This is a genomic window from Desulfovirgula thermocuniculi DSM 16036, assembly GCF_000429345.1.
In the GTDB taxonomy this organism is placed as follows: Bacteria; Bacillota; Desulfotomaculia; order Desulfotomaculales; family Desulfovirgulaceae; genus Desulfovirgula; species Desulfovirgula thermocuniculi.
Window position 1 is genome coordinate 30,009 of sequence record NZ_KE386889.1, and the last position, 22,008, is coordinate 52,016.

Here is a 22,008-nt window from a genome sequence, read left to right on the forward strand (position 1 = left end):
ACCTCCGGTGGCCGCTGGGAAGCCGCACGGGCTTAATTAACCCCTGCTTCTCCCACGCCTTGAGGCGGTTCGGGTGTACGCCTAACCGCTTTGCCGCTTCCCCGATGGATAAGAGTTCCATACTTTTATGGTAGCAAAACTGTATGATTCATTCAATTATAGTGCATTTATTCGTAGCTGCTACAAACCTCCTGCTAATTCTAATTCTAACGCACACGCCAAACAAAGGAAAAGTGCCTCGGAGACCGCCGCAGGTTACAGCTGCTGCCCCGTTAGGAGTGGTGAGAGATGGTAGTCAGGGTGCAAGCCGTTCTAGATCTGGTGCCGCTCCTGGGCGGGTGCGAGGTCTGCCTAAACATTCCCGACGGTCTGACGGTGAGGGAAGTAATCGGAGAGCTTGTCCAAAGGCACGGCGAGGCCCTAAAAAGAAAGCTCATCGATCCGGCCATCGGCACCCTTACGGCTGTCTGCGGCTGGTCTTAAACGGGCGTGACCTGGCCTTTTCGGGGGGCCTTGACGCGGCGCTTAGGGACGGTGACGTGCTCCTCGTTATCCCCCCGGCAGCAGGGGGTTAACAAAAAGCGCACTGCTCCTCTTACCGGCAAAAATGCCGGCTGCCGGCAGGAGCCCCGCCTCCAAAGGGGGTCCTCAAGATTTTTACGGGGTTTTCCGCCCTTTGCCCGTTGTCCAGCCGTCGGGGTTTTTAACGGCATTTTTAAACGCCCGCAGTTAAAGGCGGCAAAGGCAGGGGAAACTACTCTGGGAATAGAAATTATTGCTAGCCCCTTATTTTTCAGGAGGTGAGAAGTTGCCTTTCCGGGAAAACGAGCTGGTAATTTTCGCCGACGAGCAGGGGCATTGTTATCTCCAGCGCCTGCGGCAAGGGGGCGCCCTCCACACTTGCTGGGGGCAGGTCAGGCACGAGGAAGTACTCGGGCTTGAGCCGGGCTGCAGGGTGGCCACCACGGGCAGGAAGGCCTTTATGGTTTTTTACCCCACGGCCATGGATTACACCATGAACATGCCGCGCAAAAGCGGCATCATCTACCCCAAGGACACAGCCGTAATCCTGGTCTGGGCAGACGTCTTCCCCGGCGCGCGCGTGCTCTGCGGCGGCGTGGGCAGCGGGGCCCTGCTTTTGGCCGTTTTACGCCAGGTGGGCCCCGCAGGCCTGGTGGTGGGCTACGACGTGCGCCAGGACATGCTCGACTTTGCGGCGGAAAATATCAGGAATTACTTCGGCGAGAGCACCCCCAACCTGGTGCTCAAAAAAGGAGACGTTTACGGCCCCCTTGAGGAGCGGGATTTCGACCGCGTCCTCCTGGACGTGCCGGAGCCCTGGCGGGCCATAGGAACCGTCCTGGACACGCTGCGCCCGGGAGGCATCGTGTGTGCCTATCTCCCTTCCATCACCCAGGCCGAGGCTTTCCACCGGGCACTGAGGCAGAGCAAGGCCTTCGGGCTGGTGGAAACCCTGGAGGTCCTGGTGCGGGAATGGCACCTGGAAGGCCGCAGCGTGCGGCCCAAGCACCGCATGGTAGGCCACACCGGTTTCTTAACTTTTGCGCGCCGCCTGGACCGGCAGCTGCCGGCGGAGGGCCTTGAGCCTGCTCCCGGAGAAAACGGTGAACCGCCCGGAGAAGGTTCCCTTTCAGCTTTCCCCTTCCAGGAGGGCCACCGGGAAGCCCTTGAAGGCGACGGCGAGCGGTAACACGTTTCCTTCCCCGGCCTGCACTTCTTCGCCGGTAAAAACGTTGCGCCACGCGCACGGCGCGCCGCCCGGGAGGACCAGCGCCGTATCCCCCCACACCCCTTGGCCTAGGGGAGCCACCAGGGGGAGCTCCATGCGGGGCGGGGCGTGACGCAGGGCCAGGCGGGCCACCAGCCGGGGCACGGCCACGAGGGCCCAGCGGCTTCCCCGGCGGCGGGCAAAGGCGCACACGTGGCGGTAAAGCGGGCCCGCGGCTTCCAGGGGTATGTACGCGCCGCCGGCAAAGAGGTCCAGGTGGGCCCGGCGAAAGCGCAGGGCCTTGCAGGTGAGGTAAAGCTTTATGCGTCCGTCCGCCCAGCCGTCCAGAAGTTCTGCCGCCAGGGCCGCCGGCCCGCAGGCCCTTTCTTTTTCTTCCAGCTCGCGCAGGCAACCGGCGCGGCGGGCAAAATCCACCGGGCGGCGGTTGTCGGGATCCACCAGGCTGAAGTCCCACATTTCGCAGCCCTGGTAGAAGTCCGGCACGCCGGGCGAGGCTATCTTCAGGAGCACCTGGGCCAGCGAGCCGAGGGCTCCATAAAAGGCTATCTTTTTTTGAAAGCCCAGGAAGTCTTTTAAAAAAAGGTTGCCTTCTTCCGGCGCCAGGATGGCCTCGGCAAACTCCAGCAGGGCCTCTTCGTAAGCGGGGTCGGGGGCAAGCCAGCTGGTTTCTTCCTTGGCCTCCCGGGCGGCCTTAATCAGGTAGCCCTTGAGCCTACCGCGAAAATCCTCCTCTTCTTCATTCGCCAGAGGCCAGGCTCCCAGCAGGGTCTGGTAGAGAAAAAACTCCATATTCCCGCCGGGCACCGCGCGGCCGCCGACGTGCGGCTTTTTTGCCCGGTTAACCTCCCGCCAGAATTCCAGGTGTGCGGAGAAAAGGTGGGGGATTTCCGCCAGCACGTTCAGGCGTGCCCTCACGTCCTCGCTCCGCTTGGTGTCGTGGGTGGAGGTGGCCAGGAGGCTGTGCGGGCGGCGCGCAAGCCTTTCCCGGTTGTGGCGGTGGAACTCCTCCGGAGTGACCTCCCGCGCATCTTGACCGGCACCTACCTCGTTTAGGGAGAGGAGCCGGTTGAAGGTATAGAGAGCTGTATCTTCAAAGCCCTTGGCCATAACGGGCCCGGTGAACTGCTGCCAGCGCAGGGCAAACTCCAGGGCGGCGCGGCGGTCCGGTGTCTCCAGCAGGAGCGCCTTTTTTAAGAGGAGGACGGCCCTCTGCAGGTCCGGGCGGCGCGCAAGGACCCTTTCCGCCGCCAAGGCAATGTACCTTCTCTCGCGCTCCCCAACCGCTTCCTCCCTCAGGTACGTGCGGTAGACCGGCAGGCAGGCCGTAAGCTCCACAATGGCCTCCTCCAGCTCGCGAAGCGCCACGTCCCTGCCGTCAGGGTCCCGCGCTGCCGCCGCGTCCAGCAGACGCGCCAGCGCATACACCTCCCCCCGGAAAAGAGCCCCCATGACCTTCTTTTTGCCTGCGTAGGTTTCCTCTTCCAGCGTGCTTTCCCTGCCGCTCACCTGCCGGTAGAGTTCGTCCAGAGCGGCCAAACCCTCCCCGTCTACAAAGAGGGCGTTTAAAAGATTTAGGAAATCGTAGCCCGTCGTGCCGTGCACCGGCCAGGCGGGCGGCAAATCCTCGTCAACGCCCAGGATTTTTTCCACCACCACGTAAACGCCGCCGCCGGCCGCCGCCAGGTGCTCCTGCAGGCGCGCGAGGTAACCCAGCGGGTCGCGCAGGCCGTCAATGTGGTCTATGCGCAGGCCCGTTACCACCCCCTTGCGGACCAGGGCCAGGACCAGGGCATGGGTGGCTTCAAAAACCTCCGGCTCTTCCATGCGCAGGGCCACCAGCTCGGCCACATCAAAAAAGCGCCGGTAGCTGGCCTCTTCCGCGGCCAGGCGCCAGAAGGCCAGCCGGTAGTGTTGCTGCTCGAGGATTTCGTGCAGGAAGGCGGCGTCCGGAGGGCGCCCGCCGTGCCCGTTGGCGAGGGCCAGCAGGCCGTCGAGGAAGGCCCTTACCGCACCGTCCTGCCGGTAGAGCTCCCAAAGGTCCCCGCAGGCGCCGGCAAATTCCTCCCGGCTGGGGGTGCGGGAAAAGGCCCGCGAAAGTTCCGCCAGCCTTTCGGCTGCGGCGGCGGGTGCCTCCAGGCGCTCGAGCCCGTAGGCGAGCACCCTGCCGTGGGACGGGGGGTTGAGGGGGAACCACCACCGGTAGTAGGCCACCCCGAAACCCCCGGGCGTCAGGCTGAGGGTAATTTCCCCTCTTTCCAGCGCTTCCGCATACTGACGGCCCAGGATAGGGAGGATTACCTTCCCGGCCAGGGAGGGTTTTGACGGCTGCCAGGCCAGGTCGAAGAAGCCGGCAAAAGGCGACCGGGCCCCCCAGCGCAAAAAGTCCACCCACCAGGGGTTCTCATGACTGGCGGCCATGTGGTTGGGCACGATGTCCAGGAGGAGGCCCATGCCGCGCTCCTGCAGCGCCGCGGCCAGGGAGCGGAGGCCTTCTTCCCCGCCCAGCTCGGGGTTGAGGCGCGTGGGGTCGGTCACGTCGTAGCCGTGGGGGCTGCCCTGCCGGGCGGCCAGCAGGGGCGAGGCGTAGATATCGGTAACCCCCAGGGCATCCAGATAAGGCACCAGCTCGCGCGCCCGGGATAAAGGGAAGTCACGGTTAAGCTGCAGGCGATAGGTGGCTGCGGGAATGCGGCCCGGGGGCATTTTGCCTCACCTGCCCCTCCTTATGCGCAGGCAGTCCCCCAGCGAGGAGAAGCGCCCCACCCAGGCCTCGGCTCCTTCGTCTCCGGCAGCGGCCCGCTGGCGCACCTCGGGGTAAATTGACTGCAGCAACCCGTAGTAGATGTTTTGCACCTTCCACAGGTCCACCTCAAAGGGCAGAAAGTGCACCAGGCTGCAGGCGGCCTCCAGGTGCTCGAGCAGGCCCGTGTCCAGGGGGTTTTCCCGCAACTCTTTCCCAAGCCTTTCCAGTGTCTTCTTTAAGGCATAGCCCAGGGAGGCCCCGTCGAGGGGAATGTTGATGGACCGCGCTTCTTCCAGGAGCGCCCTGATGTGCTCGAGGTCCGGGAACTTTTCCGCCAAAGCCCGGCGCAGGCTGGCGTTGATGACAAACTCGGCGGCAGAAAAGAGCACCTTGGGCTGGGGAATGTTCAGCTCTTTTAAAAGGCGCATCAGGGGGGCGTGGCGTTCGTAAATGCGCCGGTAATCTGCGGCCACCTCTTCCAGGGTGGAGTCGAGGATGATGCCCAGTATTTCCCGCTGCTTGTCGCGGAAAAGGTGCTTCAAGGAGAAGGTGTCTCCCCCGAAATACTGGTCGAGGAGGCGGATGACCTCCGGGAAGTCCACCCGGTCGAAGGCCGCCGTTACCTCCTCCACCATGCGGCGGTAGCTCTCCTCATCGGCGTACTCCTTGACCCCGCCGTTGATGCTGGGGAGGCCGAAATTAACCACCCCGTAAACGACGGTGGTTTCCTCGCGGGTGATCTCGGATGTTACCCTGGCCTTTCCCAGGGCCAGCTTGGCCGCACCGGCCAGGCGGCTGATACCGTCTTCCCGCCGCACGGTGTAGGAGAAAATGCGGGACTGCTCCTCGTAGGTTTCAAACAGGGAGGAAATGGCGTAGTGGGCGCCCACCTTGACCAGGTCCACCATGGCCGGCTTGACGAACTTCTCGTAAATGTGCGCCCCGTCTCTGTGCTCGGGAATGTTGCTCTTGGCCTGGGAGAGCATTTCCAGAAATTCCGCCTCCAGGCCGTTGTGCCCGGAGAGATCCCGGGCCAGCTGGATGGCCCGCCCGGCGTACTGCAGCACCTGGACCGTCTCTATGCCGGAAATCTCGTCAAAGAACCAGCCGCAGCTGGTGAACATGAGCATGGCGTGCCGCTGCATTTCCAGGAGCTTTAACACCTTCACCTGCTCTTCCCCGGTGAGGGGGCGGGCGGCGTGCCTGCCCAGGTAGCGTTCCAGGTTCTCCGGGGAGCGGTCGAGGATGACCTCAATATATTCGTCGCGGGCCGCCCAGGGATCTTTCAGCAGGGGGCGAGCCTGCTCCTCGAACAGGGGCGCCAGGGCGTTGCGCAGCCAGTTCAGGGCGTTGCGCAGCGGCGAGCGCCAGGCCTGGCTCCAGCCCGGGTGAAGACCGGAATTGCACCCGCAGTTGCTGCGCCAGCGCTCCACGCCGTGGGCGCAGCTCCAGGCGGTATTTTCCTTGATCTCCACCTCCAGCTCCGGCGGGTGCTTCTCCAGGAACTCACCGTAGTTGGTGATGCGGGCCAGCCTGTTGCTCTCAATGTAGTGGAGGGCGTAGGCCAGGGCCATGTCCCCGTGACGGTGGTGGTGGCCGTAGGTTTCCCCGTCGGTGGCAATGTGCACCAGCTGGGGTGCATTCCGCCCGGCGTCAAAGGCGCCGACCAGCCTCCGGGCAAAGTGCTCCCCGTTCAGGAGGAGGCCCTCAAAGGCCACCGCCCGGGAAATGTCGGCGTGGTAAAAGAAAACGCTGATGGTGCGCCCCGACTCCGGCAGCCTCACCAGGTAGGGCACGGTGGGGTCGACGCCGCCGGGACCCACATCAAGCCAGGCGCTGCTGCCCGCCCGGCGCACCCGCCGGGCCTGGTAGGGCGCCAGGATGGTAAAGCGGATGCCCAGGTCGGCCATAATTTCCAGCGTTTCCAGGTCCACCGCCGTTTCCGGCAGCCACATACCTTCCGGGCGGCGCCCGAACCGGTGCTCGAAGTCCCTGATGCCCCAGAGGACCTGGGTGTACTTGTCTCGCCGGTTGGCCAGGGGCATGATGATGTGGTTGTAGGCCTGGGCCAGGGCGGAGCCGTGCCCGGAGAAGTTTTCCCGGCTCTCGCGGTCGGCTTCCACGATGGCCCGGTAGACTTCCGGCTCGTGTTTTTCCATCCAGGAAAGCAAGGTGGGCCCGAAATTGAAGCTGATCTTGCTGTAGTTGTTGACGATTTTTTTAATCCAGCCGTCGGGGTCCAGGATGCGCGAGGCGGTATTGGGCTCGTAGCATTCGGCGGTGATCCTCTCGTTCCAGTTGTGGTAAGGGTAGGCCGAATCCTGCAGTTCCACGTCTTCCAGCCAGGGGTTTTCCCGGGGCGGCTGGTAGAAGTGGCCGTGGATGCACACGTAACGCTCCACGTCGTTCATCCCTCCTCCATACGTTCAAGCAGTATGCAGGCCAGCGGCGGCAGGGCCAGTTCCACCTCCCCGGCGGAAAATACTTCCGCGGGGACGCTGCTGCCCCCTCCCAGCCAGCGCTCTTCCGCCGTATCCAGGATCTTGCGCCAGCGCCCGGGCGAAAGGGGCAGGACGGCGCAAGAGGGCTCCCGGCGGAAGGAGGAGATGATCCCGGCCCTGGCCCCGCCGCCCCAGCGCTCGAGCACCAGTGCGCCCCGTGCGCCCAAGGCGGTAACCTCCATGTTTTCCCAGCGAGGGTCGGAGAAAGCGGGGTGTTCGCGGCGCAAACGCAGGAGTTCCCGGTAGAGTTCGTAGAGCGCCCGGTGGCGGCCCTGCTGCCGGAGTTCGCGCCGCAGGCGGGAGCGCAGGAAAGTTTCCTCGTCCTGGGGGTCCGGGACCTCCTCCGCCCAGTTAAAAGAAGAAAACTCCCGGCGGCGGCCCAGGCGCACGGCCTCGCCCAGCCGGGGGTCGGTGTGGCTGGTGAAGTAAAGAAAGGGCGCCGTTTCCCCGTACTCCTCCCCCATGAAGATGAGGGGGAGGAAGGGGGAGAGGATGACCAGCGCCGCGGCTAGTTTGAGGGCCTCAAAATCCACCAGGCTGCTCAGCCTCTCCCCGCAGGCCCGGTTGCCCACCTGGTCGTGGTTCTGGGCAAAGACCACAAACTGCAGCGGCCGGCAGGGCCCAATGGGGCCGCCGTGCCTGCGCTGCCGGTAGGCCGAGTACTGCCCTGTGTACACGAAGCCGTTTCTAAAGGCCCGGGCGAGGTGGTAAAGCTCCCCAAAGTCTTGGTAGTAGCCCCGGCGCTCGCCGGTCAGCAGGGCGTGCAGGGCGTGGTGAAAGTCGTCACACCACTGGGCATCCAGGCCGTAGCCGCCCAGCTCCCGGGGCCAGATGAGGCGGGCATCGTTGAGATCGCTTTCCGCAATGAGGTAGACCTGCCGCCCCAGGCGCACCGCCTCCCGGTGCACTTCCCCCGTCAGCTCGGCCAGGAAGGGGATGGCCGACTTGTCCGTGATGGCGTGCACGGCGTCCAGGCGCAGCCCGTCGATGTGCAGGTCCCGCACCCAGTAGAGGGCGTTTTCGATGAAGTAGCGGCGCACCTCGTCGCTGCCCGGCCCGTCAAAATTCACCGCCGCCCCCCACGGCGTGCGGTAATTTTCGGTAAAGTAGGGGGCAAAATCGGGCAGGTAGTTGCCTTCCGGCCCCAGGTGGTTATAGACCACGTCCAGGAACACCGCCAGGCCCCTCCGGTGGCAGGCGTCCACCAGGCGCTGCAGGCCCCAGGGCCCGCCGTAAGTGTTTTGCGCGGCAAAAGGGTAGACCCCGTCGTAGCCCCAGTTGCGGCTGCCGGGGAACTGGGCCACGGGCATGAGCTGTAATGCCGTCACGCCCAGCTCTTTGAGCTCGTCAAGGAAAGGGATAACGGCTTCAAAGGTTCCCTCCGGTGTAAAGGTGCCCACGTGCAGCTCGTAAAAGACGAGCTTCTCCCGGGGGAGACCCCTCCAGCCGTGGTCGCTCCACCGGAAGCTTTGAAGGTCCACCACCTGGGAGGGCCCGTGGACGCCTTCCGGTTGGTAGCGGGATGCCGGGTCGGGGCGTACCTTCCCCCCGTCCAGCACATAGTAGTAGAGGCTCTGCGGACCGGCTCCTTCCACCGTGCCGCTGAAATAGCCGCGCTCGTCCCTTGCCAGCCAGACCGTCTTTTCGCGGGGCTCCAGGAGGCTCACGGCCAGGCTCTTTGCCCGGGGGGCCCAGACGTTAAAAAGACACCGCCCGTCGCCCAGGTATGTGGCTCCCAGGGGTTTCATAGCCTTTTGCCTCCCTCCCGCAGGGCGTTAATCTTCTGCAGCAAGGACGTTAGGCCGTTTTGGGCCGCAAACTCCTCAAAGGAATAGCGGGCCTTGCGGCGCCAGTTGGGCCGCTCCTCGCTGCCGGTGCCGGGAACGTTTTGAGGCTCCTTCTCCAGCCAGAGGTCCTCTACGTTCACCATGACCACCCGGGCCCGGCTGGCGGCGAGAAAGGCCAGGCAGCCGCAAAGGGCCTCTTTTATTGTGCCCCGGGCGGGGCTTGCCAAACCCCTCTCCGCCAGGAAGGCCAGCAGTTCCCGGCGCCGGCGGGGCCCGAGCCCTTCCCAGAAGGCGGCAAAAGGGGGCATATCGTGGGTGTTCAGGCAGGCCAGGCTCCCGGCAGGCACGGGCCGCAGCACCGCCGTGCCTTTTTCCGCCATCTCAAAGGGCAGCACGTACATGCGGTAGAGGTTGTGCCGGCCCATGGCCGAGCGCACGCTGCGGGGCACAGTGCCCAGGTCCTCCCCGATGATTAAGGCGCGGTGCCGGTGTGATTCCAGGGCCAGGATGGCGTAGAATTCTTCCGCCCGGTAGCGCACGTAAACGCCTTCCCGCGCCGAAAAGCCCTCCGGTATCCAGAAGAGCCGGTGCAGGCCCGCGACGTGGTCGAGGCGCAGAGCCCTGGCGTACCGCAGGTGGTGGCGCAGGCAGGAAATGAAGTACCGGTAGCCGTGCTCCCGCAGCCGCTCCGGGTGAAGGGGAGGGAAGCCCCAGTCCTGGCCTCCGGCAAAAAAGGGATCCGGAGGCGCACCGCAGCGTACCCCGAGGGCAAAGAGCTCCCGCCACCGCCAGGTATCGTAGCCGGCAGGGTGTACACCCACGGGCAGGTCCAGGTAGAGGCCCGCACCTATTCTTTCCGCCTCAAGGGACAGGGCGCGCATCTGGCGGGAGGCCAGCCACTGGGCGTAAAGGTGATAGCACACCGCCGCCGGATCGGCATCTTCTGCGGCCAGCCGGCCCCGGCGCATCCTCTCCGGCCAGGACGGCCACACGGACCGCTGCCGCTCCACGGCGGCGCGGAAGAGGGCGTAGGTCTCCGCCTCCGGGTGCTCCGCCAGCCAGGAGCGGAAATCGCCTTTTTCGGTATCCTCCCGGGCGAAAAATTTATCGGCCAGCAGGCCGAGCACCCGGCGCTTGAGGGCCATCACGCGGCGGTAGTCAACCCGGCGCGCGGCCCTTGCCCTTTCCAGCTCCTCTTGCCAGGCAGGGGATTCCACCAGACGGCGGGCCTCGGGGCACCCCGCCAGCTCCGGCAAGTCTGCCACGTCCAGGTAAAAATCGTTCCAGAAAAGCCGGCTGACGGGCGCGTAGGGGCTCGGCTCGAAAGGTTCGTCTAAATACGCGGCTAAAAGGGGGAGGGTGCCCACAAGGCCGGCACCCGCCTCCACGGCCCAGCTTAAAAAGAGGGCCAGGTCGCCGAAGTCCCCCGCGCCCCAGCTCTTCTCCGTGTGCAGGGCGTAAAGGGGGATAAAGAGGCCCCAGGTGCGCTTGGCTCTTTCGGAACATCCGTAGGCCCGGCGGGGGGCGCAGATGACGAGCACGCTGCCGGTGCCGCAGCCCGGCAGGTCTACCGTGAGCCGGTGGTAGCCGGGGGCAAGGCCGGGCAGGGACAGCTCCCTGGCCACATAAAGGCTTCCTTCCAGGAAAGCGGCCTCCCTGGCGGGCAGGGAAGCAGGGGTTACGGGCCAGGAAACGACCTCCCCGCCTTCCAGGGTCAGCCGGCATTCCCCGCGCGCATTTTCCCTTGCGGCGGGCAGGCGCAGCAAGACGGAAGCTCCCTCCCCTTCCCAGGCCACGGCCACCGGCTCGCAGAGCCTCCGCCAGCGGCGCAAAATGGACTCCCGCAGGGCTTCCCGCGCGCCGCCCGGGTCTGTCAGCGGTGCCCCCAGGGCCTGCAGGACGGTCGTGAGGGCCTCTACGCCGGCCGCGCGCCTTTTTCCCGCCGCGTCGCGATAGGAAACCTGCACCCCGTACAGGCCGGCAAGACGGTGAAGGAAGCGCATGTCTTGCGGGGACACCACAAAAACCTCCTGCATTTAAGCGGTATTTTGCCCCTCCCGGGAAAATTTACTCCTGCGCGGCGCGCCGGCTGCCTCCCCGCTTCCGGACGCTTTCCGCAGAACCGGCCCCGCGCCGGGAGGCCTCCGAATATTTAGGGCAGGATTTAGGGCGGGCGCCTGCCGCGTTTCCTGCGGGCCGGCCGACCAATTTTGCGCGGTGCCGGCAGGAATTTTTCCCTCGAGGGGGAATTTTGGATTTTGTAGAAAAGGGTTGCCAGCTGTCGCCCGGGGCAAAGGAGGTCGTAATCGGGTGAGGAAAAGGGGGAGAGCGCATGGTGGCGGGGGCGGCCACGGCGGCGCCGGCATGGAGCGCTGGCTCATAACCTATGCCGACATGATTACCCTCCTGCTCATTTTTTTTATCGTCATGTACACCATCAGCCGCGTGGACATCAAGAAGTTCACCATGCTTGCCGAATCATTACATAAGGCCATGGGCGGAGGGGGGCTGGTGCTGGAAAATATCGGCCCCTCGGCGGTGCCCGGCGTGAGCGGCACGCAGGAAGAAAGGCCGGCCGAAAACAACCTGGACAGGGCGGAAATGGAAAACATCCGCCAGGAGCTGCTGCGGGAGATCGAGAGGCTGGGCCTTTCGGCCCGGATCAGGGCCATCAGCGAAGAAAGGGGCATTGTGCTGAGCATCCAGGAAGAGGTCCTCTTCCAGCTGGGTTCGGCCGAGCTTACCCCCCGTGCCAGGCAGATCATTGCCACCGTGGCCCCCATCTTAAAGAAGACCCCCAACTACATCCGCGTGGAGGGGCACACCTGCGACCTGCCCATCCACACGGAAAAGTACCCCTCCAACTGGGAGCTTTCTGCCGCGCGGGCCATCGCGGTGGTAAAAGAGTTGATAGAAGTGGGCGGTATTTCGCCGCAGCGCCTTTCCGCCGTAGGCTACGGGGAGTACCGGCCCCTGGTGCCCAACGATTCCGAGGCCAACCGCCAGCAGAACCGCCGGGTGGATATCGTCATCCTGCGCAGCAAATATACCGGCGCAGAACCCTTCTCTTCCGCCGCGAGAACACCATAAAAGAACCGGAAAAAGGGGATGACCAATGGACCTGGCCATTTTTGGCTTCTTCATTGGCGTAATCTCTCTGGTGCTGGGCTTTACGCTGGAAGGAGGGGAAGTGGGCGCCCTCATACAGCTGACCGCCGCCCTCATTGTCTTTGGCGGCACCATTGGCGCCACCATCTTCAGCTTTCCCTTCCAGGACCTAAAACAGCTGCCCAAGTTGCTGCGCGTGGGCCTCTTCCGCACCATCCCCGAGCCGCAGGAAACCATCGAGCTCATCGTCAGCCTGGCCAACGAGGCCCGGCGGGAGGGCCTCCTCTACCTGGAAAACCGCCTGGCGGAAATCGACGACCCCTTCCTGCGCAAGGGCGTGCAGCTGGTCGTGGACGGCACGGACCCCGAGCTGGTGAAGAGCATCCTGGAGGCGGAAATCTACGCCATTGAAGAGCGCCACCAGGTGGGCAAGAGCATCTTTGAGGCTGCCGGCGGCTACGCCCCCACCATGGGCATCATCGGCACGGTCATGGGGCTGGTCCACGTGCTGAGCTCCATCGATACGCCGGAGAAGCTGGGCCCGGCCATTGCCATGGCCTTCATTGCCACCCTCTACGGGGTGTCCAGCGCCAACCTTTTCTGGCTGCCCATAGCCTCCAAGCTGAGCAACCTGAGCAAGAAGGAGCTGGTCCTGCGCCAGCTCATGCTGGAAGGCATCGTCTCCCTGCAGGCCGGTTACAACCCCATCCTCATCCGCGAGCGGCTGACCGCCTTCCTGCGCCCGGAAATGCGTGAAAGCGGGGAAGAAAGATACAGCGAGGAATAAAGCGGGGTGAGCTTTTTGCAAAGGGCCGTTTCCGAAATCCAGCTGGTGGTGTTCCGCCTGAAGGGCCAAACCTATGCTCTGGACATCCGGCAGGTACTGGAAATCACCAGGCCTGCGACCGTTGTCGCCGTCCCCGGGGCACCGTGGTTTGTGGAGGGCATTACCAATTTGCGGGGGCAGGTAATCCCGGTGATCAGCCTGGCCCGCCGCCTGGGCCTGGAGGACGGCAGTGGGGAGTCAGCCGCCTCCCGCGCGCTCATTGTGGAGGCCGGAGGGGTAAGGGCGGGGCTGCTGGTGGACGAGGTGGCGGAAGTCCTGCGCGTTTCCCAAGACAGCGTCAAGCCGCCGCCTTCCCTGGTGGTGGGCGCGGAGGCCGCCTACCTGCAGGGCGTGGTCCTCGCAGGGGAAGAACTGGTCATCCTCCTGGATGCCGCGCGCATTTTCCGTCCTGAAGAAGTAGAGGTCTTAAAGGATCTCGCCCAGGGCTAAAGTCACAGGAAGGACGGTGAGGGTCGTGTTCTCCAGCGAAGAAGTAGCCGTCTTCATGGAAGAGCTGGAAGAGAAGCTGCAGGTGATCAGCGATAACCTGCTGCTCATGGAAAGGGAGGGCGCCAGCCCCGAAGTGATCCAGGAGATCTTCCGGGCCGCGCATACCATCAAAGGCTCTTCGGCCATCATGGGCTACGAGAAGATGTCCACCCTCACCCACGAGATTGAAAACCTCTTCGACCGCCTGCGCCGCGGGGAGATGGGGGTTACCGGGGAAATGGTGGACGTGCTTTTTAACGCCCTGGATACCCTTAAAGCCCTAAAGGACGAGATCACCGGTCAGGCGGAAGGCGTGGACATCGAGCCGGTAATGGAAAGGCTGCGCTGGTGCCAGGAAGCCTGCTCCGGGGGCGCCCCGGCAGGGAGAGCGGGCGCGGCGGAAGCTCCGGGAGCGGTGAGCCCTTCTCCCGCGCCGGCAGCGGCGGCAGCCCCGGGCGCCCTCCAGCCTCCCGTGCTGGAGGAGGCCGTGGAGGAAGTGGTGCGGGAGGCGGAGGTGAGGGGCTTTGCGGCCTACTGGGTGGACATAGGCATTGACCGGGACTGCCAGATGAAGGGCGTGCGGGCCTTCCTCATTTTTGAAACCCTCCAGCAAATAGGGGAAATCATCAAAAGCGAGCCCCCAGCGGAAGACCTGCAGGAAGGGCGGTATGACGCCGGCTTTTCCCTGCTGTTGCTGACCAAAGAAGATGCCTGGCAGGTAAGAGACCTCGTCCTCTCCATTGCCGAGGTCACCGCCGTGGAGGTACAGCCCGTCAGGCCGCGTGCCGAGGAAAGGGCCGAGGAAAGAACTGCCGCCCGCACCGCGGCTGTGGAGAAGCGGGAAGGGCCGACGCCTGCCAAGGAAGCACCGGCCGCCGCGGGGCGCATGAGCGAGGTCAAGACCGTGCGCGTGGACGTGCAGAAGCTGGATACCCTTATGAACCTGGTGGGGGAGTTGGTCATCGACCGTACCAGGTTAGATCGCTTTGTGGAGGTTTTCGAGAGCCGCTACGGCTCCGGCGAGCTGGTGGAGAGCCTCGTGGAGATCTCCAGCCACCTGGGCCATGTGACCAACGCTCTGCAGGAAGAGATCATGAAGGCGCGCATGTTGCCCGTGGCCCACATCTTTAACCGCCTGCCGCGCATGGTGCGCGACCTGGCCCATAAAATGGGCAAGGAGGTAGAGTTCATCATTGAAGGGAAGGAGACGGAGTTGGATCGCAACGTCATTGAAGTTATCGGCGACCCCCTCATCCACCTCCTGCGCAACGCCATCGACCATGGCATTGAGCCTCCGGAGGAAAGAGTGCGGCTGGGCAAACCCCGAGCCGGCCGCATAGTGCTGAAAGCGGCCTATGTGGAGGGCCAGATCGTCATCACCCTCTCCGACGACGGCAGGGGCATGGACGCGGAGAAAATCCGCCAGCGGGCCGTGGCGCGGGGAATGATGACTCCCGAGCAGGCCGCCCGCGCCACCGAGAGGGAGATACTGGAGCTCATCTTTACCCCGGGCTTTTCCACCGCCGAGGTGGTCAGCGACGTCTCGGGGCGGGGAGTGGGCATGGACATCGTGCGCAACCAGATAGAGCAAATTAACGGCTCCGTGGAGTTTACCACCGTCCCGGGGAAGGGCACCACCTTCACCATCAAGCTCCCCCTCACCCTGGCCATCATCCGGGCGCTTATGGTTACGCTGGGCGACCAGGTCTACGCCTTCCCCCTAATCAACGTGGTGGAAACGCTGGCCGTAAGGCCGGAGGAAATTCGCCGCGTGCGCCATGTGGAGGTCATCGTGCTGCGCGGCCAGGTGCTGCCGCTCCTGCGGCTGGCCAATCTCTTTAACGAGAAAAGCAAGGCGGAGGGAGGCAAGCTCTCCGTGGTGGTGCTGGGCGTGGGCGAGAAAAAGGTGGGCGTGGTGGTGGACCAGCTCCTGGGCGAGCAGGAGGTAGTGATCAAGTCCCTGGGCAGCTACCTGGGCCAGGTCCCCGGCCTCTCCGGCGCCACCATCCTCGGCGACGGCAGCGTGGCCCTCATTGTAGATGCCCGCAGCCTGGTAAAGGAAGCAGGAGTGGAAGAAGCGGCCCAGGAGCTGAGCCGGGCAAGCTGAAAAGAGGTGTGCGCGTTGGCCCCCGTACGCGTTTTAATCGTCGATGACTCCGCCCTCCTGCGCCGCCTGCTCACCCGCTTCCTGGAGGGGAGAGAGGGCTTTCAGGTAATCGGCACGGCTGCCGACGGCGAGGAAGCGGTGCAGAAAACCTGCAGCCTGGCGCCGGACGTGGTGACGCTGGACCTGGAAATGCCCGTTTTGGACGGCCTGGGGGCCCTGCGGCGCATCATGCGGGAGTGCCCCGCGCCGGTGGTCATGCTCAGCTCCCATACCACCGCCGGGGCGCGGGCCACCATGCAGGCCCTGGCCCTGGGCGCCGTGGATTTTGTGGCCAAGCCTTCCCGCCCGGGGCAGTGGGAGGCCGTGGTGGACGAGCTGGCGGAAAAGCTGCGGGCGGCGGCCAGGGTGGGCGTGCACAAGCTGACCGACGTGCCGCGCCGGAGAAAAGCCGCCCCGCCCCCGCCCCCACCGGCGGCAGAGCCGGAGCACCCGCGTCCGGCGCCGCCGTCCCGGCGTACCGCCGCGCCGGTGGAGGTGGTGGTCATCGGCTCCTCCACCGGCGGGCCGGCGGCCCTGCAGGCCATCATTCCCGCCCTACCGCGCGACTTTCCCGCCGCCGTGGTGGTCGTGCAGCACCTGCCGGTCGGCTTTTCGCAGTCGCTGGCCGAGCACCTGGACCGCCGCAGCAGCCTACCGGTAAAACACGCCGCCGAGGGCGATGAGGTGCTCCCGGGCCAGGTGCTGGTGGCGCCGGCAGGTTTTGAGTTCACCTTCCGCCGCCGGGGCGCGCATGTAGCCGTGCACCTGGACGCGGGCAGCGGGCCGCCTCCCCCGGGCACGTTCAGGCCTTCCGTGGATGCGGCCATGGTCTCCGCGGCGGAAGTCTACGGCGAGCGGTCCGTGGGCGTGCTGCTGACGGGCATGGGGAGGGACGGCGCCAGAGGGATGATGGCCATTAAAGAAAAAGGGGGCCTAACCATTGCCCAGGACGAGGCCACCTGCGTGGTCTTCGGCATGCCCCGGGCGGCCATCGAGCTGGGCGCGGCGCAAAAAGTGTTGCCCCTGGACAGGATCCCGGAAGAAGTGATACGCGCGGTAACACACCCCCGCGCCGCCGGACAGGCTACAAGTTAGCCGGGTGGGCATAAAGTTGGTATAATATTAACCGAAAAGTTACCTCAGGGTGGCCATTAACTTTTAAACAAGGGGATGGTCGGGCCGTGAAGGTCGAACGCCTCGATCCCCACCTGCCCGGCAGCATTCAGCCCGTAAGGAACGGCGCGGGCCGAACGGCAGAGATAAAAGAGCAGGAGGGGCCTCCCGCCGACAGGCTGGAGATTTCCCCGCTGGCCCGGGAGCTGCAGCTTTACCGCGCGCGCCTGGCCGGGCTGAGCGATGTGCGGCAAGAAAAAGTGGAAGAAATCAGGCAGCAGCTTGCGGAAGGAAGCTACCGCATCGACGCGCGTAAAATTGCCGCGGCCATGCTGGAAGAGCGGCGGCTGGACAGGAGGGTCTAGCCCTTTGCCGGAAGGAGGTGCGGGGCCGTGAAGATCGGTGCCGGAGGATTGCAGTCCCTGGCTTCCCAGGAGGTCGTCCCCCTGCGGCGCATAGAGCCGCCGGCGGCGGTACGCCGGGAGGATCTCTTCCCGCAGGGAGCCCCCCCACCCGAAGAGGGAGGGATTTCCAAAGAAGAGCTGGTGGCCGCCGTGGGCCGCCTGAATTATGCCGCCGGGGCCCAAAACCAGCCCCTGGAGTTTCTGGTGCGCGAGGAAAGGGAGAGGCTTTGGGTGGAAGTGGTGGATAGGCAAACCGGCGAAAAGAAGGGCGAGGTGCCGCCCTGGGCCGCCATCCAGGCGGCCAGCGACCCCTTCCGCCTGGTGGGGCTGCTCCTGGACGTGTACCTTTAAATTTCTCCGAACACCTCCCAGAGAGGGATTTCCAGACCGTCCAGCACCTTTAAAGGAAGCTTTTCCTGCGGGCCAAACACCTCACCTTTGCCGTAGGTACCGTCCGCGTTTAAGAAAAAGCGCTCGGCATATCGCGCCACGGGGTCTACGATGATGTACTCCTTCACCCCGTGGCGCTCGTAAACAGCCTTCTTTTCCCGCTTATCCTTTAGGGCTGTGTGCGGGGAAAGTACCTCGACTATAAGCTCGGGGGCCCCGAAAACGGCAGCCTCTTTTATTTTCCCTCGCTCGCAGACCACAAAAACGTCGGGCTGCACCACGTCCTGTTCGGAGAGCACTACATCCGTGGGAGCAACAAAAGGCTGGCACGGCGTGCCGGCCAACATTCTCTCCAGCCGGGCGTAAAAACGCCCAACTACCATCTGGTGAATCGTCGAGGGGGAGGGGGTCATATTGTAGGGCACCCCGTCTAAGATCTCCCAGCGCTCATCCGCAGGCCAGGTAAGGTAATCGCGATAGGTAGGTTTTTGCCTTGCTTGCGGAAAAGAGGACATGCCGGCCCCCCCGGTTGTTTTTAGCAAAGTATAACATGAAAGAAGGGGCAGCACAAAGCCCCCCTTCAGCCCTTGATATCGACTACCGGCCCCTGGAAGTGATACTTTTCTTTTAAATAGGCCTCTCTTAAATAGGCCCCCAGTTCCCTGGCCTTCCGGACCTCCAGGAGCAGGCCGGCGAGCTTTTCCTTTATGCCGGCCAGGAGCCTTTCGTTTTCCTGCTGCAGGTCCCGTAGTTCCCCTAAGAGAAAAAGGACCTGCACGTCGTGCTCTCCTTCTGCCGGGCCCAGGTTGTCGTACTGGCCGCGCAACTCCTCCAGGCGCGCCAGGCAGGAAAAAACCCCCGCCGCCACCTCTTCGTGTGCTCCTTCCTTCTCCAGCGCCAGCCACGCCTTCAGGTGCTCTCTTAGCGCCAGCGCTTCCTCTTTCATCCTGCCCAGGAGCGCCACCCTGGCCGCGCCCGCCCCTTCTGCAAATGCCCCATTTACCATCCGGCTCTAACCCGCCTGCTGGGCCACGGCCTGCTTCAGCGCCCGCTCCCAGGTATGCGCCAGGTCTTCGAGGAACCCGGCCACTTCCTCCAGTATGGCCCGGTCCTTTTTTACATTGGCCTCCAACAGCCGCCGGTACATGTAATCGTAGAGGGAAGCGAGGTTCCTGCCGACCTCCATTTCCGTATTGGCGGTTTCCAGGAGGTAGAGGAGTATATCCTGTGCCCTGAGGCAGGCCTCGTGGGCGCCGGGGATGTCTCTCTGCGCCACGCGCGCGGCGGCTTGGCGGGCAAACCTGGCCGCCCCCTGGAAGAGCATGAGGGTGAGCCTTCCCGGGTCGGCGGTTAAGACAGCGTTGTGACGGTACTGCTGGTAGGGGTTTGGCGAAACCAAGGCAAAACACCTCTTTCTGCTTGGGCTCGATGTAGGCTTGAAATGGCGCGCGCAGGCGGGCCGCAGCCCTAGCGCCGCGAGCTGTAGAAGCTGAACTGCTGGGCCAGCCAGGCGCTCTGGGCGTTCATGCGGGCGATGGCTTCTTCCAGGGCGGTAAACTGGCGCCAGTAGCGGTCCTCGATCTGCTGCAGGCGCTCCTCCCAGGCGGCAATCCTCTCGTTTAACCGGGCAATCTCCCTGCCGATGGCGCTGTTGTCCACGGTGCTAAAGGAGGTGTCGCTTCCCGCCTTGGCGTAGAGCATTTTCAAGGTGCCGTCCACGTCCTCGTACAGCCGCGCGGCAATGCCCTTTTCGGCGTAGGTGGCGGCGCTTTGGGTGAAGAGCTTCATCACCCCTTCGGGGTCCTTTGCCAAGGCCTCTTTCAGCTTGGCTTCGTCAATGTAAAGCTTGCCCCGCTCGGCATAGGAGCCGGTGGTAATGCCGATGTCGGCCAGGGTATCGTACTTACCGGATAGCCCCGGCACCACGGCGGACATGGTAGCGCGCATCTTGCTTAAAATGCCCTGCAAGAGTAAATCTCCCTGCAAAAGCCCGCTCCTGGCCTTTTCCTCCCATTTCTTTTCCTGCTCGTCGGAGAGCTGCTCCCTCTGCTCATCGGTAAGCGGTAAGTAATCCCGGTAGCGGGGCTCGGTGAGCTTGGCGTTGATCTTGCTGATGAGGTCGTTGTAGGCGTCGACAAAGTCCTTGATGGCGTTAAACACCGCGTCGGTGTCGGGAGAGACGGTGATGGTGACAGTACCGACCTGCTTAAAGGTAAGGGTGATGCCGGCCACGGTAACAGTGTTGGTGGAGCTGGTGAGGCCAGTGGCGTCACCAAAAGAAAACTGAGCATCTTGGCCATTTGCATATAATGTACCATTAGATGTGTCCTCGTTGAGGCTAAGCTTAAGACACTCATTGAAAAAGCTTGCCGACGTACCCTTAATCTCAATTTTGGCTTGAGAACCCGTATTGGTGGTAGTCAAGAAAAAGAGATTTAAATTAGCATCGTAGCCAGCATCGACACCTATATTTGCGCTATTTATTTTTGAAACAACAGTGAAAATAGTATCTACGCTAGGGTCAAAAGTAAAGGGTTTGTCATTTATAGAGAATTTAATCTGGCCGTTTTCTAAAGGGACGTTACTAACATCAAACTGCATCCCTAAAGGCTTTATAGATCCGTCGCCACTTTTCTCATCCTCTAGGGCACTTTGGCTTATTTTGAAAACTCCTTTAGCAAGTTGATTTACATTTATGTTATACATCCCCGGAACAGCTCCAGGGCCTGCCGTAGGCGTAACCACCGCTTCATCTGACGAAACGGCCTTCTTAGCCAGGTAAGTGGCCTGCAGCTTCATGGCAAAAACCTTATCCCTGAAAGAGCGCAGGGCGGCGTATATGGCCCGGTAGTCCTCCTGCTGCCACTGGAGGATTTGCTTTTGCTGGTTGAGCCTGTCCAGGCGCATGCGCTCTATTTTCATCAGTTCCTTCACAATTGACTCCGTGTCCAGACCCGTGGCCAGGCCGGCAACGCGAAGACTCGAGGTTACGGAGGAGACGGGGCTCATGGTGTTTATCACCCTCTTTATGGGATGGCCTTTCCTTAAACTTAAGCATCGGTTTCTTTAGGAAAAACTTGATAGGTGGCTAAAAAGGTTATTGTGAAATGAGCATTTAACTGCTATAGTATTGGCAGCAATATGTATGGAAGAGGTCGTTTTAAGATGCTTCAAAAGGCCAAACGACTCGTCCGCGCCTCAAAAACCAAAGAAGCGCTGCAGATGGCTACCAGATTAAGGGAAAAGGTAGCTAGAAGGAGTAAGCAGACTGATTCTGTGGAAATCATTCGTGAGCTAAGGGAAAGCAGGTCGCTTTGAGTGGCTTTTGCCAAGCGGCGATTCGACCCCGGAAGGAGCTTAAGGAAGGGACCCGACTTTGCGTGACGGGCGTACCATTTTAAATTTTCCTGCCGGCATCCCCGGCCTGCCGCCGGAGCTAAAGGAGTTCGAGCTTCTGGCGCTGGCCCCGGATTCACCCTTTTTCTTCCTGCAATCCCTCCAGGATGAGAACACCGGTTTTATTCTGATCAACCCGTTTTTCTTTTTTCCCACCTACGAGTTCGAGCTGCCCGGGGAGGAAACGGCGGCCCTGGGTATCTCTTCCCCGGAGCAGGTGGCGGTTTTCTGTATCGTCAACGCCAGCCGGGGCTTAAAAAACGCCACCGTTAACCTCCTGGCACCGGTGGTGGTCAACGTGGCTGCCGGTACGGCCCGCCAGGTGGTGCTGGTGGACAGGCGCTACGGCCTGCGCCACCCCCTGCCGCAAACGCCCCCCAAAATGGCGAAAAGCCCATCTCCTGAAAGGGAAGCGGCGAAGCAAAATGAAGCAGGCGGGGAGGGGGAGTAAATGCTCGTCCTCACCCGCAAGAAGGGCCAGGCCCTGGTCATCGGCAGTAACATCCGCGTGGTGGTGGTGGACGTGAGCGGCGACTACGTGCGCATTGGCATCGATGCCCCGCTGGAGGTGCCCGTATACCGCGAAGAGCTCTACCGCGAGCTCCAGGAAGAAAACAGGGCTTCCATGGTATCACGGAAGGTTATCACAGAACTGGAAAAAGCCATGGAGAAGTAGGGCCGCGGCAGTTCCGGTTCTGCCGTTATTCTACCGGTTATCCTTGCCTGAAAATTGCGCGCATGGTAAAATAAGGGGCAAGCAGGACTGCAGAGAGCGTGGGTAAAATGGCCAATCGAGCGCGCGACTGGTTGAAATAGGCCCTGCGGGATTTAGAGCAGGCGGAGGATTCCCGCCGGGCCGGGCGTCACGAGTGGGCTTGCTTTGCCGCGCAACAGGCAGCCGAAAAGGCCGTCAAGGCCCTTCACCTCTCAGGTATCCCCACCTTTTATGCCTACATTCCGCTGTAAGCTATTCGGGCCAGGTATCGAATACCCAGGGGCATCGGCCCCGTCGTTCGCTCAACCAGGAATGAAAAATATAGTACCCCACACGCCAAAGCCCCAGAGTCCGCTTTCGCTCTGTGTTCGCCATCAGCCGCCGGTGCAGTTGCCGTTTTTCGGCCCAATCACCCACTACGGTCAGTAAGTAGTAGGCGTACGCTATTAAAAGAAAAAGCCGGTTATAACGCATCACCGTCCTCAAAACCAGCCCCCGCAGCCGAAAACCAGCCCGCTCGTTCTTTAAGTCCCGGAAAAATTCCTCAATTTCCATCCGCCGCGCATACCAGTCGGCAATGCGTTCGGCGCGCGCCTCGGCAACGTTGGTGACCAGCCACCAGGGCTCACTCTGCCCCGGC

The 22,008-nt window shown here is 62.9% G+C and carries 22 protein-coding genes and 1 pseudogene; 13 read left to right on the forward strand and 10 right to left on the reverse strand.

Features of this window, described 5'->3' with window-relative positions:
* Positions 1 to 121, reverse strand: a 121-nt coding sequence (locus tag G454_RS21190; RefSeq protein WP_156896873.1) for a MerR family transcriptional regulator, incomplete at its 3' end; no start/stop codon positions are given.
* A 167-nt stretch (positions 122 to 288) separates the two neighbouring features.
* Between G454_RS21190 and G454_RS22500 the strand changes: the two genes are divergently transcribed.
* The 3 genes from G454_RS22500 to G454_RS19985 all read left to right on the forward strand — a co-directional run bounded on the left by G454_RS22500 (position 289) and on the right by G454_RS19985 (position 1,711).
* The gene (locus G454_RS22500) at positions 289 to 483 is read left to right on the forward strand and encodes a hypothetical protein (protein WP_027719435.1); all 195 of its coding nucleotides are present in this window, start codon (positions 289 to 291) and stop codon (positions 481 to 483) included.
* Between the two features lie 11 nt (positions 484 to 494).
* Entirely contained in the window at positions 495 to 575 is an 81-nt protein-coding gene (locus G454_RS22990) for a ubiquitin family protein (protein WP_425387457.1), read from the forward strand.
* A 233-nt stretch (positions 576 to 808) separates the two neighbouring features.
* The gene (locus G454_RS19985) at positions 809 to 1,711 is read left to right on the forward strand and encodes a tRNA (adenine-N1)-methyltransferase (RefSeq protein ID WP_084413574.1); all 903 of its coding nucleotides are present in this window, start codon (positions 809 to 811) and stop codon (positions 1,709 to 1,711) included.
* On the opposite strand, the gene treY is transcribed toward G454_RS19985, so the two are convergent.
* The 4 genes from treY to malQ are packed head-to-tail and all read right to left on the reverse strand — an operon-like array spanning position 1,652 to position 10,799.
* Complete coding sequence (treY, locus tag G454_RS0116485; protein WP_027719436.1) at positions 1,652 to 4,453, reverse strand: malto-oligosyltrehalose synthase; 2,802 nt, start codon at positions 4,451 to 4,453, stop codon at positions 1,652 to 1,654. The two genes, G454_RS19985 and treY, sit on opposite strands and share 60 nt — an antisense overlap.
* Positions 4,454 to 4,459: 6 nt before the next feature.
* Positions 4,460 to 6,904, reverse strand: a complete 2,445-nt coding sequence (locus G454_RS0116490; RefSeq protein WP_035108189.1) for a DUF3536 domain-containing protein — start codon at positions 6,902 to 6,904, stop codon at positions 4,460 to 4,462.
* Complete coding sequence (treZ, locus tag G454_RS19990) at positions 6,901 to 8,742, reverse strand: malto-oligosyltrehalose trehalohydrolase (protein WP_035108190.1); 1,842 nt, start codon at positions 8,740 to 8,742, stop codon at positions 6,901 to 6,903. The genes G454_RS0116490 and treZ overlap by 4 nt, the downstream gene beginning before the upstream one ends.
* Complete coding sequence (gene malQ / locus G454_RS0116500) at positions 8,739 to 10,799, reverse strand: 4-alpha-glucanotransferase (protein ID WP_027719438.1); 2,061 nt, start codon at positions 10,797 to 10,799, stop codon at positions 8,739 to 8,741. The genes treZ and malQ overlap by 4 nt, the downstream gene beginning before the upstream one ends.
* A 292-nt stretch (positions 10,800 to 11,091) precedes the next feature.
* On the opposite strand from malQ, the gene G454_RS19995 reads away from it, so the two are divergent.
* The 7 genes from G454_RS19995 (at position 11,092) to G454_RS0116535 (ending at position 17,218) form a co-directional block, all read left to right on the forward strand.
* Entirely contained in the window at positions 11,092 to 11,871 is a 780-nt protein-coding gene (locus G454_RS19995) for an OmpA/MotB family protein (RefSeq protein WP_281168491.1), read from the forward strand.
* Positions 11,872 to 11,896: 25 nt separating this feature from the next.
* Entirely contained in the window at positions 11,897 to 12,676 is a 780-nt protein-coding gene (locus tag G454_RS0116510; protein WP_027719439.1) for a flagellar motor protein, read from the forward strand.
* Positions 12,677 to 12,682: 6 nt separating this feature from the next.
* A complete protein-coding gene (locus G454_RS0116515) occupies positions 12,683 to 13,165 on the forward strand; it encodes a chemotaxis protein CheW (protein ID WP_027719440.1) in 483 nt (160 codons plus the stop codon).
* Positions 13,166 to 13,181: 16 nt separating this feature from the next.
* Complete coding sequence (locus G454_RS0116520) at positions 13,182 to 15,311, forward strand: chemotaxis protein CheA (protein WP_245574443.1); 2,130 nt, start codon at positions 13,182 to 13,184, stop codon at positions 15,309 to 15,311.
* Between the two features lie 15 nt (positions 15,312 to 15,326).
* Positions 15,327 to 16,445: a protein-glutamate methylesterase/protein-glutamine glutaminase gene (locus tag G454_RS20000; RefSeq protein WP_035108191.1), complete on the forward strand. Its 1,119-nt coding sequence runs from the start codon at positions 15,327 to 15,329 to the stop codon at positions 16,443 to 16,445.
* An 86-nt stretch (positions 16,446 to 16,531) separates the two neighbouring features.
* Complete coding sequence (flgM, locus tag G454_RS20005; RefSeq protein WP_035108192.1) at positions 16,532 to 16,828, forward strand: flagellar biosynthesis anti-sigma factor FlgM; 297 nt, start codon at positions 16,532 to 16,534, stop codon at positions 16,826 to 16,828.
* Positions 16,829 to 16,855: 27 nt separating this feature from the next.
* Positions 16,856 to 17,218, forward strand: a complete 363-nt coding sequence (locus tag G454_RS0116535) for a flagellar protein FlaG (RefSeq protein ID WP_027719442.1) — start codon at positions 16,856 to 16,858, stop codon at positions 17,216 to 17,218.
* Here G454_RS0116535 and G454_RS0116540 read toward each other — a convergent pair.
* The 4 genes from G454_RS0116540 to G454_RS0116555 form a co-directional block, all read right to left on the reverse strand.
* A complete protein-coding gene (locus G454_RS0116540) occupies positions 17,215 to 17,772 on the reverse strand; it encodes a Uma2 family endonuclease (RefSeq protein ID WP_027719443.1) in 558 nt (185 codons plus the stop codon). The genes G454_RS0116535 and G454_RS0116540 overlap by 4 nt on opposite strands.
* A 65-nt stretch (positions 17,773 to 17,837) precedes the next feature.
* Positions 17,838 to 18,263, reverse strand: a complete 426-nt coding sequence (locus G454_RS0116545) for a hypothetical protein (protein ID WP_027719444.1) — start codon at positions 18,261 to 18,263, stop codon at positions 17,838 to 17,840.
* Positions 18,264 to 18,269: 6 nt separating this feature from the next.
* Complete coding sequence (fliS, locus tag G454_RS0116550) at positions 18,270 to 18,656, reverse strand: flagellar export chaperone FliS (RefSeq protein ID WP_027719445.1); 387 nt, start codon at positions 18,654 to 18,656, stop codon at positions 18,270 to 18,272.
* A 68-nt stretch (positions 18,657 to 18,724) separates the two neighbouring features.
* Positions 18,725 to 20,278 (reverse strand): flagellar hook-associated protein 2, encoded by a 1,554-nt coding sequence (locus tag G454_RS0116555; RefSeq protein WP_211230152.1) that lies wholly within the window; start codon positions 20,276 to 20,278, stop codon positions 18,725 to 18,727.
* 355 nt (positions 20,279 to 20,633) lie between these two features.
* Between G454_RS0116555 and G454_RS20010 the strand changes: the two genes are divergently transcribed.
* The 3 genes from G454_RS20010 (at position 20,634) to G454_RS22815 (ending at position 21,619) form a co-directional block, all read left to right on the forward strand.
* Positions 20,634 to 21,104, forward strand: coding sequence for a flagellar assembly protein FliW (locus tag G454_RS20010; protein ID WP_051276658.1), 471 nt, complete (start codon positions 20,634 to 20,636; stop codon positions 21,102 to 21,104).
* Positions 21,105 to 21,329 carry a carbon storage regulator CsrA gene (gene csrA, locus G454_RS20015; RefSeq protein WP_035108193.1) on the forward strand — a complete coding sequence of 75 codons (225 nt, stop codon included), beginning with the start codon at positions 21,105 to 21,107 and terminating at the stop codon, positions 21,327 to 21,329.
* A 143-nt stretch (positions 21,330 to 21,472) separates the two neighbouring features.
* Positions 21,473 to 21,619 (forward strand): HEPN domain-containing protein, encoded by a 147-nt coding sequence (locus G454_RS22815; RefSeq protein ID WP_211230153.1) that lies wholly within the window; start codon positions 21,473 to 21,475, stop codon positions 21,617 to 21,619.
* A 1-nt stretch (position 21,620) separates the two neighbouring features.
* On the opposite strand, the pseudogene G454_RS21970 reads toward G454_RS22815, so the two are convergent.
* Positions 21,621 to 22,008: pseudogene (locus tag G454_RS21970) on the reverse strand (hypothetical protein); the annotation flags it as partial.

What these genes read in the sequence shown, in the direction of transcription:
- csrA (WP_035108193.1), top strand. Translation starts at nt 21,105, where the DNA reads ATGCTCGTCCTCACCCGCAAGAAGGGCCAGGCCCTGGTCATCGGCAGT.
- G454_RS22500 (WP_027719435.1), top strand. Translation starts at nt 289, where the DNA reads ATGGTAGTCAGGGTGCAAGCCGTTCTAGATCTGGTGCCGCTCCTGGGC.
- G454_RS0116540 (WP_027719443.1), bottom strand. Translation starts at nt 17,772, where the DNA reads ATGTCCTCTTTTCCGCAAGCAAGGCAAAAACCTACCTATCGCGATTAC.
- treZ (WP_035108190.1), bottom strand. Translation starts at nt 8,742, where the DNA reads ATGAAACCCCTGGGAGCCACATACCTGGGCGACGGGCGGTGTCTTTTT.
- G454_RS0116545 (WP_027719444.1), bottom strand. Translation starts at nt 18,263, where the DNA reads ATGGTAAATGGGGCATTTGCAGAAGGGGCGGGCGCGGCCAGGGTGGCG.
- G454_RS0116510 (WP_027719439.1), top strand. Translation starts at nt 11,897, where the DNA reads ATGGACCTGGCCATTTTTGGCTTCTTCATTGGCGTAATCTCTCTGGTG.
- treY (WP_027719436.1), bottom strand. Translation starts at nt 4,453, where the DNA reads ATGCCCCCGGGCCGCATTCCCGCAGCCACCTATCGCCTGCAGCTTAAC.
- G454_RS0116490 (WP_035108189.1), bottom strand. Translation starts at nt 6,904, where the DNA reads ATGAACGACGTGGAGCGTTACGTGTGCATCCACGGCCACTTCTACCAG.